We start from the raw sequence: 13,245 nt of genomic DNA, 5'->3' as shown, positions 1-13,245 counted from the left end.
TTGCGACGGTAGCCGGTGCCGCGTTTTGGGTTGGCAGTCATTTAATATTCAAATATGTTTTCTTAAATGCCTCTTATCCTAGAGGCATTTTTTTTGTCCGAACGCTTCAACGCTCGCGCTAAAAGAATTTGAGCCAAAGGCTCGACCGCAAGCGGTCGCCAATACCGCTCTCAGTACCACAGTACGCCTATTTGCTCGATGTTTGATTCTATTGCTTTTTCATGGTGTCACTTTGTGGGTTTGTGGCTGATAGGTGGCTTTTTATGATGAAACCATTACTTTACCTTTCTTTGCTATCGCCGTGTTTCGGTTGGGCTTTTTGCTTTGATGAGGCAGGGAGATTTTATAATGTCGATCCACAGCTTTTAAAATCCATTGCAACGGGGCTTTGTTGCGTAATTCAATGGAACTAAATCAAGAACCTACGATCTGATCAGCTACCACCACTCTCTCTCGTAGCCTTATGCCTAAACCTTGTTACAAAACAACCAACTGGAAGCAATACAACCAATAGCTCATTAACCGTGGTTCTCTGACCTTCTGGATCGATGAAGAAGCAATAAGTGGGTGGGCGCAAAGCAAACAGAATAAGCGCGGGAGGCCACGTCGGTTCAGTGATTTAGCTATTACGACAGCACTCATGGTGAAACGAGTTTTTTCTATGCCACTGAGAGCGCTGCAAGGATTTATCGACTCGATATTTAGGTTAGCCCATGTGCCGTTAAGTTGTCCGCATTACACCTGCATCAGTCGTAGAGCCAAGCAAGTTGAGGTCTCATTTAAGACTAAAGCGAGAGGAGCGATACAACACCTAGCCATTGATGCAACTGGCCTTAAGGTTTATGGCGAAGGTGAATGGAAAGTCAAAAAACACGGGACGGATGGCAAGCGGAGAGTCTGGCGAAAGCTGCATATTGCAGTTGATACAAGCACTCATGAGATCATTGCCGCCGAGCTAAGTTTATCAACGGTTACAGATGGTGAAGTACTCCCGAACCTACTGAAACAAACACGTCGAAGCATCCTTGAGGTGTCTGGTGATGGCGCTTACGACACGAGAGCGTGTCGCGCTGCTATTAAGATGAAGCGAGCCGTTGCGCTTATTCCCCCAAGAGAAGGGGCAGCCTTCTGGGAGCGTGGTCATCCTCGAAATCTCGCCGTGGGTTGCCAGAAATTATACGGCTCAAATAAGTATTGGAAAGAGCGGTATGGATACTACAAACGTTCATTGTCAGAAACAGCGATGTATCGAGTTAAACAGTTGCTAGGAGGACGATTGAGCTTAAGAAATTACAATGCCCAGGTGGGTGAAACTTACGCGATGATAAAAGCGTTGAACAAGCTTACTGGCTTAGGTATGCCTGAAACTTGTCGTATTGATTAAGAAATACGCGAAACGGGGTTGTTCTATCTTTAAATTTAATTACGCAACAAAGCCGTTTATTAGTTAAAACTACTGAAACCCAAAATCGCCGAACGTTAACTGTCTCATTAAGCAATTTGTTAGCGGCTGATTCTGGGATATTAGACCAGCCAACCCATACGTGAGCCTTGGGTTGAAAATATCGTCATTATACATGTTAGTTGGCTTGAGTTTGAATTTTACCGTCGAAGGTTCATCTGGATCCTATGCTTGACTGTTCTATATAAACTAAGAAAGGTAGCTAACTCTTGCTTGGGTATAGTTATTTTAAATAATTTATCTATTAATAATTTAAGGTATTACCTCCTGTCTGAGAATATTTTTACTGACAGGGAGCATGGCTAGCTCCAACAATTAAGGTTAAATCAATGCGATAAGTGGGTATAAAAGGAATTTCGATAATGGCCAAGAAAAATATTTTAATGGTTACCATCTAAAGCATAACCCTCTATTAACGCAAAGATTAGGATAACGCAAAGATTAGGATGGTTAGCTATTGGATTATATTGTTTAGCGACTGCTGTGTCATCCGTTTGGGTTAACTATTCATTCTCGACTTTTAATTCAGAGGCATTAATATTTTTTACTGTATTGGTTGCTCAGCTTTCATTCTTTACATTAGCGAAAGAAAATTCAGTTCTCAACTTTAAAATGAAATGAACTAACGCGAGGTAGCAAACATGATTTCTGAACCATCTCAAAAATATACACCAGCATCTATTGTATCTAATCCGGAACGAGTATGGCCTAGCAAGCGACTTGAATCAGCACCTCGTTGGTGCTCAACCGACCTACGGGATGGAAATCAGGCCCTAGCTAACCCTATGGATCACGATAGAAAACTTATGTATTTCGACCATCTTGTGCAATGTGGTTTCAAAGAAATCGAAGTCGCGTTTCCTTCTGCGTCAGATGCTGAGTTTCAATTCGTCCGTAAGCTAATAGAAAAGGACCACATACCTGATGATGTTTGGGTTCAAGTAATTACTCAGGCACGTCCGGATCTGATTCGAATGACGATGGATTCTTTGAGAGGAGCAAAACAGGCAATTGTTCATGTCTACAATGCCACCGCTCCCGTATTTAGGGATGTGGTTTTTCGAAATTCAAAAGAAAAAACCATTCATCTTGCTTTAGACGCTGTTGAATTGATTAAGCAGTTATGTGAGGAACAACCGGAAACTACATGGTGTTTGGAATACTCTCCGGAAACCTTTTGCTTTACAGAGCTTGAATTTGCCTTAGAGATCTGTGAAGCAGTAAAAGACTTATGGTGCCCTAATGAATCCAGACAATTAATACTAAACCTACCGACTACGGTTGAAGTCAACACTCCGAACGTGTTTGCCGACCAGATCGAACTATTCATTAGAAATTTTAGCGATCTCAATAATGTAACTATCAGTATCCACCCACACAATGACCGCGGTACTGGCGTTGCTACTGCTGAACTTGGTGTTCTTGGTGGCGCTCAGAGAATTGAAGGCTGTTTGTTCGGCAATGGTGAAAGAACAGGGAATGTTGATTTAGTAACACTGGCCATGAACCTATATAGCCAAGGTGTTAACCCAAACATTAAGTTTGAAAATATCAAGAAAACCGTGGAAGTAGCTGAATATTGTAATCGAATTCCGGTACATCCTAGGCACCCATATGCGGGTGAGTTGGTCTTTACGGCATTTTCAGGTTCACATCAGGATGCCATTAAAAAAGGGTTTGCAAAGCGGTTTGAAACGGGGCAAGTCACTTGGGATGTCCCATATCTACCAATTGATCCCATTGATATTGGTTGTGCTTATGAAGAGGTAATTCGGGTAAATAACCAATCAGGTAAAAGTGGTGCAGCTTGGCTCATAGAGCAGAACCACGGATTGAGGCTTCCTAGGTTACTACAAATCGACTTCAGCGAAAAGGTTAAATCATTTACTAACCACTCAGGTTGCGAAATGAACCTGAATGAAATTTGGCGGCTATTCCGAGAGTCATATGGCGTTTTAGATAAACCAGATCTTCAACTGATAGATTATGAAAGCAAGTCTGAATCGGGTGAGCTATGCATCAGTTCAACTTTAAATCACAAGGGGCGCAGAGTTGATGTTGAAGGGCTTGGTTCTGGAATCATGAGTGCTTTGGTTAATGGCATAAAACAAGCCTTCGATATCGATATAAATATCAAAGATTATTCTGAGCATACGCTGGGGCTTAGTACTGAAAGTAGAGCCGTCACTTACGTTGAGATCCAATCCAATTTACAGCTGAGTTACTTTGGCGTCTCAATTAATAGTGACTCATTAAAAGCTCTTCTGCAGGCTACTCTAAATGCGGTTTCTTCATTTTTGGATCAGGACGAATCCTTTAATCGGCTCGACTAAGCAAGGCCTTCTTTTTAATACACACTGAGTTTGGAAATTATGGAAAAAATCTTAAATATCCCTTCAGAGAATTGGACTAGCCCAACTAGTTTTGACCCTGGCATCGAACAGATCATTATCGAAGACACCCTAGATACTGAAAAGAAAACTGGGATAAGAACTCGCTTTGTTCGCTTTAACCCTGATGCTGGGACCAAGGAAGTATTTCTTCATGATTACCATGAAGAGGTATATCTGGTTTCGGGTGACCAAATTCTTCTCGATAAAGACACCTTAGAATTAAAGCATAAATACACAGCAGGTGAATACTTTATAAGACCAGCAGGTACTCATCATGGACCGTTCAAAAGCTACGACGGGTGTGTCCTTCTAGAAATTCACTATTACTAAACAAATAAACTAACAAGGCAGTTGAAAGGGAACATAAAATGGCTTATCAATCACACGCAAATTCATGGGAACAACGAGCGACAATCCGGACAAGACCAAGACGCATTATTGAGGATGATGAACTTTCATTTTACCCAAAGGAAAGACAGCCATTGTGCTTTGATCCGGTAATTGAGAAGTTGGGTTTAGAGGTACAAAATACGATTTTGCTTCAAAGCCTATACAAATATATCAATGATATTGTAATTTTTGAGACTGAAATTGTTAACAAAACGGCACTAGATATTGCTAAAGGTCGTTTTCCTTTTGAGTTTTCATTCGAGGCTAGATATGACGCAATGTCAGTTGTTATTGATGAAGACTACCACGCATTTGTTGCAATGGATTTCCAGAATAAGATGGAACAACAAACTGGTTCAAAGCCCTTTCAGGTATTTAATGAAATTGAGCTTAGTCGAGCAATCCCGAAAGCAATCGCCTCATTAGATGACGCTAACCATAAAGCCGGCGTTGAACTGATTGCTGTGGCCATCTCTGAGAACACTGTAACTTCTGACGTTGCTGCTTTTGCTAGTGACGACAGTGTTAAGCGCTCAATTAAGGGTCTTATGGCAGATCATCTTGCAGACGAAGGTCGCCACTCAAAGTTTTGGACAGAGCTAGTCAAGATTTACTGGGCCGAGATTGATGAATCATCTCGATTGGCTATTGGGTCTGCATTGCCAAAATTTCTTGAAGAATATCTTACAAATGATATCCAGAAAGAATTTGATACAGCGTTGATCAACCAACTATCCCTTCCAGGTGTCGTTAAAGCTAAAGTACTTGAAAACCTTGTTGGTGGGTACCCTATTACTGGACAGCACCCTATGGTTGCAAATATCCGCCGATTCCTAATTGCGTCAGGCATTTTTGAGCACGCACCGACCCGAAATCTTCTTGCCCAATATTCATAGATCATGGAAAGACAATGAAACTTTATTCTATTGCACTTGATAGCAAGTGTCCTTGCTCGCATGAACTAGCCAATCTTATTTACGAGCTTGGTCATAATATTATTTCATCAAAACCCGACGAAACTGTTTCTGAAACTGAAGACTCAATGAAGGTCGATTTCACTCTTAAGCGTTACCATCCTGATGACATCGATTTAGGTTCAAGGTCGTCAGTGTATATTAGCGTGGCTCATGAGAGTGATAATGAACAATACATTGTTTCTACATTAGCACCATTTGACGGGCAGTTGGTGCTAATTACTAAGTCAGTCATAAAGAACGGATTCACACATAATGGGGCAGATATTCACAAAGAAATTTGTACAGTTGTAGAACAGTGTGTTTCTTTGACGCTCACACGCTTGTCACAAGGTTTAACCAAAGATAACACAATTCCTAGTGATGAATTAGTGCACTATTCAGAGGTTGACCTTCATGAATTAAAATTTTGGCACAAGTCTAATGAGACGATCGAGAACGGAAAGTATTATCAAGGTTTATACGAAGCTTATGAAAATACGGTTATGTTGTTCCCCCAAAAGGCAGCGGTCAAATTTGGTGATACCTCGATCTCTTACAAAGAGCTGGAAGGTAAGGTTGAAAGATATGCGTCAAATATTCAAAATCTCCTGTATTCAGGTAGTTGTGCAGAACAACAAGTCATAGCAATCGCATTACCAAAGTCCATCGAATTATATGCAACGATTCTGGCAGTGTTAAAACTAAATGCTTGTTATGTGCCCATCGACCCCGAGTACCCAGAAGACCGAATTAAGAACATATTGAAAGGCTCTAAACCTCAATTATTAATTGGAGCGTTAAATTTTGAGACAGAAACGCGAGCTACTTCAATAGATGCCCTAGAGCAAAATATTGATATCGGAACAACAGCGACGTCGTTTAAATACGAAGAAAACACAAGTCAAAATGCTGTGATGATCTATACGTCAGGTTCAACGGGTGTTCCAAAAGGCGTGCAACTCACTCATCAGAATGTGGCTCATTTCTGTCACTGGTATATCACAGAAACGAATCTATCATATGATTCTCGTTGTCTTCAGTTCACAACAGTTTCCTTCGACGCATCTCTATTAGATATCTTCCCTACATTTACAACTGGGGGGACACTTATTGTACCTTCATCAGAGCAGCGACATGACTTCGAACAACTAAACAATTTAATCTTAGAAGAGTCAGTCACACACTGTTTCATACCACCAGCAATGTTATCGGCAATGCCGCAGTGTTCATGGCCATCTATGGAATACATCATCACCGGTGGCGATGTCTGTGACAGTGCAGCGATCGATCATTGGTCCGGACAGTCAAATTTGGTCAATATATATGGGCCTACTGAATGTACTGTGCTGGCTACCTTTAAACGACTAGATCAAGGCTGCAATAACAAAGTCATTGGACAGCCAATCAATAATACTCAGGTTTACCTGATTAATGAAAAAGGCGATCCTTGCCAGACTCTGGAGCAAGGTGAGCTGTATATAGCAGGGAAAGGAGTTGGGCCTGGGTATGTACGAGATATTATTCAAACTAATGAACGATTTGCCCCGATTGAATCGAACTCAAAAGCAGGCAAAACGTATCGCACGGGTGATATTTGCTTTTGGGACAATAATGGTGAAATTAACTTTATTGGTCGTCGGGACAATCAGCTTAAAATTCGAGGATTTCGAGTTGAGCTTGGTGAGATAGAAAACACGATTCTTCGATTAGACCTTTACACTGGGTGTGTAGTTATAGCCGACGATAAAAAACAGATCAGAGCTTTTGTTAAAGGTCCGAAATCTAATGTTTCTACCGACCAATTACGTGTTGAGTTGGGCGAATGCTTACCAGATTATATGATGCCAGTATTAATCAAAGAGCTCCAAGAATTTCCTTACACGGTCAACGGTAAAGTTGACCGTAAAAAACTTGCAGAATTCAAAGTGCGTTCGGTTGGTACCACCAAAGATGAAGTTTGGACTAAATTACAAACGGAATTGAGAGAAATATGGGCTGAATCACTCGACGTTGACCCTGAGGACTTATCTCTGAATTCATCGTTTTTTGATATGGGAGGTCATTCATTACTTGTATCAAAAATGCTCCTCACGGTAAGGAATACCTACGAAGGAAGCTTTACATTAGCTCGCTTCATGGAAAAACCAACGATCGAAGCACTAAGCAAACTTTTAACGTCGGACCACCTCACGAAAGGGGCGCAGATTTCAGACCGAATATATGCAGATTTGGTACTGGATCAAAAAATCGCCCCCTTTACTGAAGAGAATCTTAACGCATTTAATCCCCGTGCAGTTTTATTAACAGGGGCTACAGGATTTTTAGGTGTTCATATTTTGGAGCAATTGGTTCAAAAGACTGATGCGATTATCTATTGCCACATCCGAGCAAGCTCTCAAGAATATGCACTCAAGAAACTGGCTGAAAATTATAGAAAATTCGGGGTCAATGACTTTAATCAGAACCCTCGAATCAAAGTGGTATGTGGTGATCTAGCTGCCCCGCAGCTAGGTCTAACTGACAGCGACTACCAAATGCTATGCGGAAATGTTGATGTCATTTATCACAACGGTGCGCAAGTGAATCATATCTATGATTACACTTATCTTTACAATGCTAATGTTCGCTCGACCATCGATCTACTACGTATGGCTTGCACTGGTCAGCAGAAGCAAGTGGTCTATGTCTCAACATTAAGTGCTGCAAGTAATCTAAATGAACAAGGACACATTGTGGAAGAGGGGCCAGCAGGGCAGCTACCGGCTTTCGTAAACAATGGATATAACCTCACCAAATGGGTTTCTGAACAATTGGTTTGGCAAGCTTATGAACGAGGCGTCCCAATAACACTTGTTCGACCAGGGAACATTACTGGGCATTCTCAAACTGGCCATTGTTTCCCTGACCAGAATCGAATTTTGTTGCTATTAAAGGGGGCTGCACAAATGGGGGTCGCCCCAAATTGGGATTTACAGTTCGATCTGTGCCCCGTCGACTTTATCGCCCAAGGTCTTGTGGAAGGTTCATTAGATAAAGTTAAACATACACCTGTTCTTCACTTTCATAACCCGAAACCACTAACTTGGAAACAATATGTGGGTCGGCTAAATCATCATGGGATACCAATTAAATTTATATCGGATGATCAGTGGAGAAGCATGCTGCTAACACTAGATGAATCAAATGCTTTATATCAAGTAGTGTCATTTTATCTCGATGAAAATTCAGAGGATATTGGTGACATCTCAAATATAGATTATAAAAAAACCTTAAACCGTTTAAATCAATCTGGATTGGATTATCCGGAAAAAGACAACAAGTTGATTGACGCCAATTTAGGGTATCTCATTTCAAGCGGATTTATTGCAGAAACTGTAAACATCAAATCAGTAACTTCATAAACCCAAGTAACCTGTAATTTTCAGATATTTTTCAGTTTTAATACCTTAAGGATATATAGATGAATTATTCAGAAAAACGCTCAACACTAATTAATGTTCCAAATACAAAGACCATTAGTACCCCCGTTACTATTAAAGCATCGGCTGCTGAGGTTTGGTCAATTGTGGGAGATTTCTCAGGCTTCCATAAATTTGTTGATGGATTAGAACGAATTGAAATGACTGGCGAAGGGGCACGTTCCGTTCGTAAAAAGTTATTTGAAGATGGGCATGTCGTTATAGAGCAGCTCAATCACCGTGATGAACAAAGTATGCTAATGGACTGGAGCTTGATTTACACAAATATGGATATTGGAAATCTATGGTCATCAATGCGTGTTAATCAGATCGATAATGACCACTGTGAAGCTATCTGGGATATTGCCGGTGAACCTTACAATAACGAAACCAACCAAACTGATTTTGAATCGTTTGTCGAAGGCTTTGCCCGAAGCTGTTTGAATAACGTTAAAGAAATCGCTGAATCCACGAAAGCAGCATAACAAAAGCCAAAAATAAAAACCAGATGGGTTCTATACCCGTCTGGTAGGGAGAAAACATGGAAAATACTATATGTCATCGACACTTCTATCCTGCCATTCCTCAAACAAAAACCTTAAGAATGGAAAAGAAGATTGAGGCTCCAGCCGGTGTTGTCTGGAGTGTTGTAGGAAACTTTTCAAGATTTGACCGATTCACTGATGGGCTAAATAAATGCCAGATGATAGGTGAAGGATTAGGTCAGGTTAGGGTTAAGACATTCGATTCGGGTGATTATGTTGTTGACCAAATCTCGTTTAGAGATAACTCCAACATGAAAATGCACTTCAATATAATTTCCACTTCTCTGAACCTCAGAAACCTTTGGGAGCTCATGAGAGTTGAAGAGCTTACTGATTCGTGTTGCAAGGTAGTGTGGGAAATGGCAGGAGAGCCAAAAACAGGGGCTCAACAGGAACTGGAAGTATTTTTATCGGACTTTGCTAATGCTGCGTTAGCTAATGTCGAAAGCATTTGCAGTGAAAGGTTAAATGAGGTCAGTTCATGAGCACTTTATGGTTTTTAGCTGCCATTGGGGTGCCTTGTATTTGGGGTATCTATGTTGCTGATATGACCAGTAACCTTCTAGCTCTGAAAGTTGAGCCGAGTGACATTGCCACAGAGCATTTTTCACTTATGAGTCAAACTCCTTTGGCACAGGAAACCCAAATTAAAGTTCATCTAGATAATGAAGTGCTTTGTGATAAAGCAAATGGCGAAAAATCAATACTGGAGTTGGCCGAAGATGCTGGTGCTTACATCAACTCAGTATGTAGGAATGGTTTATGCGGCGCATGTGTGGTTAGGGTGGAAGGGAATACTCGAGGAGGATGTACCGACGTATTAGAAACGCATAGTATCGAGAAAGGGATAAGGCTCGCTTGTTGCACTTATCCAATTGATGATTGTTCTGTGTTCAGTGATACGTCACTTTCTTGAACCAGACTTGGGAAGGCAACGAATGAGTTTGGTGAAATGCTAGTACGCTTCTTAAACATTGTGCTGAAAGCACTGTGGCTATCGTAACCAACTGCTACTGCTGCATCCGTAACAGAATAGCCACTAGCCAGTAACTCCATACTTTTAAGTATCCTAAAATGTCTGAGCCATTCTCCAAAGCTCAAACCAGTCTCTAAGTGGAATTTACGGGAAATAGTTCGTGCCGACACATTCAGTGAGAGCGCAACATCGGCTAGTTCCCAGGGGCGCTCTAAATGAGCGGTCACACGTTTACAGAAAGATTTAAGTTCTTTCGATGAAGGCATGGGTACATTAAAGTCTGTGAGGTGAATTAAGCGCAACTCATCAAGAATAAGTTCGTTGATACGTTCTTCGCGTGAACCTGTTGTAAGATTATCAGAGAAATCAGAAGCTGCATTAATCAGCTCTCTAAGCAGCGGGTTAACTTGAAATATACCTAACTCATTACCAAGATCAGCACGTGCTAAGGGATCTATGAAAAGAGTTCGTACTTCAACTCGGCCTACCGCGACTAAGCTGTGAGGTACCCCTGCTGGAATCAGCAGGCCCCGAGATGGAGGAATGACCCAACAATTATCTTTGGCATAGACTCGAATTGCCCCTTCCAGTATGTGTAAAACCTGAATAACCTGATGGTCATGAACAGGCTCTTTAATACCGTTTTGGTAGGTGTACTTAATAGCCCGAATTGGTTTTTTGGGTCTGTCAGTTTGGTAAAACATACTTAATTCAATCAGAAAATAAAATTCATCTTAAAAAAGGGTTATTGATACGCAAGATGTTTTATATTCACTTTTGCTATAACTAAATCAAAGTGATGGAATGTTCAAATCTATGAAATGCACGCCCATATTTCCATTTATTACTGCTGTCGAAACGTTAGAATTCGATGGCATTCCTATTGTTTGTCTTAAATGTCATTTTGACCCTATCTATTATTCGGATACCTTAGCAGTAAAACTGTTAGGGAGGGACTTATACAAGAAAATATCAGGCTCAGTACATAATAGAAAGGCAGAATTTTTGGCTGGTAGGGGACTGGCCATTTCAATATTAAAGCAGCTCGAACATACGAATACGATAGTTGGTATTGGTAATCAAAGAGCACCTGTATGGCCTGAAAGTGTAAAAGGGTCCATAAGCCATGCCGACCAAGTAGCAGTTTGCGCTATTTGTAGAGACAGTTTGTATAAACGAATAGGCATTGATATCGAATCGCTGAATGCTGAAGTTTCGGAAAGCTTGAAACAATCAATTATAAGCCCGCCCGAAATAAATCTATTAAATAAATGTGGTTTTGTTAAGTCAACTGCATTCTCTTTAGCTTTCTCGGCCAAAGAGAGCCTATTTAAAGCCATCTTTCCTGAAGTTAATTACTATTTTGATTTTGATTCAGCAACTCTTACCTATATAAATACAAATGAAAAAACACTTAAAATATCTTTAAATGTAGATTTAAATGAAACCTTTAAAAAAGGGAAGGAATTTTATGGGAAATATATTTTTACGGGAGGATATATTCTTACATTGATAGTTGATTGATTACTATTTTAGTGAAATGAGTTTTTACGATAGCGCTAGTTATGTCACCAAAAGTCTAGTTTTTCGAGGATAATGCACAATACGTTCTAGTGTTATCCAGTAGGTTTTTAGCGTTAGTCCGGCGATCTTCTGTTAAATGGCTCTGCGAATAATATTACTGGTTTGATAAAAAAACTTATTATAAAAACTTTAGTAGAGCTTATTTAGCGAAAAGACGGGTACACTTATGCATGATTAAAATGAGGCTACAAAGCGAGAATAAGCTAATGTTTCTACCGGGCTTCTGCTGTTTCTGGCTTCGGTGGCTTAGCTATGGGTCCTTTCAATATTGATTAAATTGGGAACAGCTTAATCAAAGTAAATTAATGCTGGTTTTCATTTATCCCTGATTTCAGATAATAACTGCGACACTCATGGAAAGGCGTAGAAGAGGAAGCCAACTGCGAAAGTGGTACGCTCTTCTCGCCAAAGAAACAAGCAGTACTACCATGAATTTTCTGCTTTGCCGTCTTTGACTGAGAGTTATCTTCGACCAGAGTTTACAATACCTAAATGGCTCTTCTCCGCTTAGATGAGCTTGATTTCTGGGTAAATGGTAGAGTGAGTTTCTAGGATTGAGGTTTGTCTAATCTTCAATTTAAAGTAATCAGTATCCCTGACTCCTCGGGCTAAGGCCTATCGATACATTCCCAGCTTCCACTTGGGCATTCGTCAGCTTATATTTTGCATAATTGCAGCTCCCAACTCTTCTCTCCCAGAGCGCGTCTGCAAAGTTGATGAGAGATAAGATCTGAACCAGATTAAAGAGACAGTCGATTTTGCCATCCATGAAATTGTCCTTCATCTCGTTGATTCAGGTAATCTTTTCTACGTACCTAAGTCTTGTTTTTCCTTGGATAACGCCTTACCGCCCAACGCCATGACAACCAGAATAGTTAATGACTTACAATGACTATAGTAATTTGCCAACCTTTAAGCTTCGTCCTCATGAGAAAGTTGATTTGATACTAATTATGTTTACTTTAGGGACTGCTGCTCCTTTTCTCTTCAGTGAAAATAGTTTTATTTGTCTTTCCATGACGAATTCCATTATTGTTTTGTTACTGATTGCCAGAGTAAGTAGATAGTTACGTATTCCTAATTTATATTTGTTAAGGGTTTATAATGAAAATCATAATTAGATACTGTTCACGAAATGCCTCCAGTATATAATGGATATTTGATTGATTGATTGATTTGATTGATTTGATGCGATGGTGCGTTCTAGAATTTTTTCATTTCTAGCCTGTATTTTTGGGGTGAAAGTGCCCCTGTATAAGAGTAACTTGGCGTTAATGTAAAAACAGTGTGGTCAAATCTACACCCCAACCCCTTCCAATAGGGGCGTTTTTCATCGATAATTTAGCCTCTTAGTGAAAACAAAGACTAATTGGAAAGTGTTCCAAAAATGCCCCTGTATTTTCAATTTTTGACCACACCCTACGCCAGTATTGCCATTCAGTCGAAGGTGAACGTGATCGTGCTGAGTCGTCTTTTGGGGC

10 protein-coding genes and 1 pseudogene are annotated in these 13,245 nt (G+C 40.4%); 9 read left to right on the top strand and 2 right to left on the bottom strand.

Annotation, left to right across the window (positions count from 1 at the left end):
• Nucleotides 1-517: 517 nt before the first annotated feature.
• The 8 genes from AB4653_RS01180 (at nt 518) to AB4653_RS01145 (ending at nt 10,120) form a co-directional block, all read left to right on the top strand.
• Nucleotides 518-1,384: an IS5 family transposase gene (locus AB4653_RS01180; RefSeq protein WP_240798315.1), complete on the top strand. Its 867-nt coding sequence runs from the start codon at nt 518-520 to the stop codon at nt 1,382-1,384.
• A gap of 719 nt (nt 1,385-2,103) precedes the next feature.
• Entirely contained in the window at nt 2,104-3,795 is a 1,692-nt protein-coding gene (gene leuA, locus AB4653_RS01175; RefSeq protein WP_048666152.1) for a 2-isopropylmalate synthase, read from the top strand.
• 39 nt (nt 3,796-3,834) lie between these two features.
• On the top strand, nt 3,835-4,185 hold the full coding sequence (locus tag AB4653_RS01170) for a cupin (RefSeq protein WP_048666151.1): 351 nt from the start codon (nt 3,835-3,837) through the stop codon (nt 4,183-4,185).
• 38 nt (nt 4,186-4,223) lie between these two features.
• On the top strand, nt 4,224-5,141 hold the full coding sequence (locus AB4653_RS01165; protein ID WP_102258137.1) for a diiron oxygenase: 918 nt from the start codon (nt 4,224-4,226) through the stop codon (nt 5,139-5,141).
• 14 nt (nt 5,142-5,155) lie between these two features.
• The gene (locus tag AB4653_RS01160) at nt 5,156-8,602 is read left to right on the top strand and encodes an amino acid adenylation domain-containing protein (RefSeq protein ID WP_102258138.1); all 3,447 of its coding nucleotides are present in this window, start codon (nt 5,156-5,158) and stop codon (nt 8,600-8,602) included.
• Between the two features lie 59 nt (nt 8,603-8,661).
• Nucleotides 8,662-9,144 carry an SRPBCC family protein gene (locus AB4653_RS01155; protein ID WP_080968033.1) on the top strand — a complete coding sequence of 161 codons (483 nt, stop codon included), beginning with the start codon at nt 8,662-8,664 and terminating at the stop codon, nt 9,142-9,144.
• A gap of 56 nt (nt 9,145-9,200) precedes the next feature.
• Complete coding sequence (locus AB4653_RS01150; RefSeq protein WP_048666148.1) at nt 9,201-9,689, top strand: SRPBCC family protein; 489 nt, start codon at nt 9,201-9,203, stop codon at nt 9,687-9,689.
• Nucleotides 9,686-10,120 carry a 2Fe-2S iron-sulfur cluster binding domain-containing protein gene (locus AB4653_RS01145; RefSeq protein ID WP_057620393.1) on the top strand — a complete coding sequence of 145 codons (435 nt, stop codon included), beginning with the start codon at nt 9,686-9,688 and terminating at the stop codon, nt 10,118-10,120. The genes AB4653_RS01150 and AB4653_RS01145 overlap by 4 nt, the downstream gene beginning before the upstream one ends.
• Here the strand turns inward: AB4653_RS01145 and AB4653_RS01140 are convergent.
• A complete protein-coding gene (locus tag AB4653_RS01140) occupies nt 10,072-10,884 on the bottom strand; it encodes a helix-turn-helix transcriptional regulator (RefSeq protein ID WP_080968032.1) in 813 nt (270 codons plus the stop codon). The genes AB4653_RS01145 and AB4653_RS01140 overlap by 49 nt on opposite strands.
• 100 nt (nt 10,885-10,984) lie before the next feature.
• On the opposite strand from AB4653_RS01140, the gene AB4653_RS01135 reads away from it, so the two are divergent.
• Nucleotides 10,985-11,704, top strand: coding sequence for a 4'-phosphopantetheinyl transferase (locus tag AB4653_RS01135; protein ID WP_048666147.1), 720 nt, complete (start codon nt 10,985-10,987; stop codon nt 11,702-11,704).
• A 567-nt stretch (nt 11,705-12,271) separates the two neighbouring features.
• On the opposite strand, the pseudogene AB4653_RS01130 reads toward AB4653_RS01135, so the two are convergent.
• Nucleotides 12,272-12,497 (bottom strand): annotated as a pseudogene (locus AB4653_RS01130) (ISL3 family transposase); the annotation flags it as partial.
• Nucleotides 12,498-13,245: the final 748 nt, after the last annotated feature.

Source organism: Vibrio sp. 10N.222.48.A3 (genome assembly GCF_041475345.1).
Taxonomy (GTDB): domain Bacteria; phylum Pseudomonadota; class Gammaproteobacteria; order Enterobacterales; family Vibrionaceae; genus Vibrio; species Vibrio tasmaniensis_A.
The sequence above is the reverse complement of the archived record's forward strand: the minus strand, read 5'-3'. Positions and strand labels throughout refer to the sequence as shown.

What these genes read in the sequence shown, in the direction of transcription:
- AB4653_RS01145 (WP_057620393.1), top strand. Translation starts at nt 9,686, where the DNA reads ATGAGCACTTTATGGTTTTTAGCTGCCATTGGGGTGCCTTGTATTTGG.
- AB4653_RS01165 (WP_102258137.1), top strand. Translation starts at nt 4,224, where the DNA reads ATGGCTTATCAATCACACGCAAATTCATGGGAACAACGAGCGACAATC.
- AB4653_RS01170 (WP_048666151.1), top strand. Translation starts at nt 3,835, where the DNA reads ATGGAAAAAATCTTAAATATCCCTTCAGAGAATTGGACTAGCCCAACT.
- AB4653_RS01140 (WP_080968032.1), bottom strand. Translation starts at nt 10,884, where the DNA reads ATGTTTTACCAAACTGACAGACCCAAAAAACCAATTCGGGCTATTAAG.
- AB4653_RS01155 (WP_080968033.1), top strand. Translation starts at nt 8,662, where the DNA reads ATGAATTATTCAGAAAAACGCTCAACACTAATTAATGTTCCAAATACA.
- leuA (WP_048666152.1), top strand. Translation starts at nt 2,104, where the DNA reads ATGATTTCTGAACCATCTCAAAAATATACACCAGCATCTATTGTATCT.
- AB4653_RS01135 (WP_048666147.1), top strand. Translation starts at nt 10,985, where the DNA reads ATGTTCAAATCTATGAAATGCACGCCCATATTTCCATTTATTACTGCT.
- AB4653_RS01150 (WP_048666148.1), top strand. Translation starts at nt 9,201, where the DNA reads ATGGAAAATACTATATGTCATCGACACTTCTATCCTGCCATTCCTCAA.
- AB4653_RS01160 (WP_102258138.1), top strand. Translation starts at nt 5,156, where the DNA reads ATGAAACTTTATTCTATTGCACTTGATAGCAAGTGTCCTTGCTCGCAT.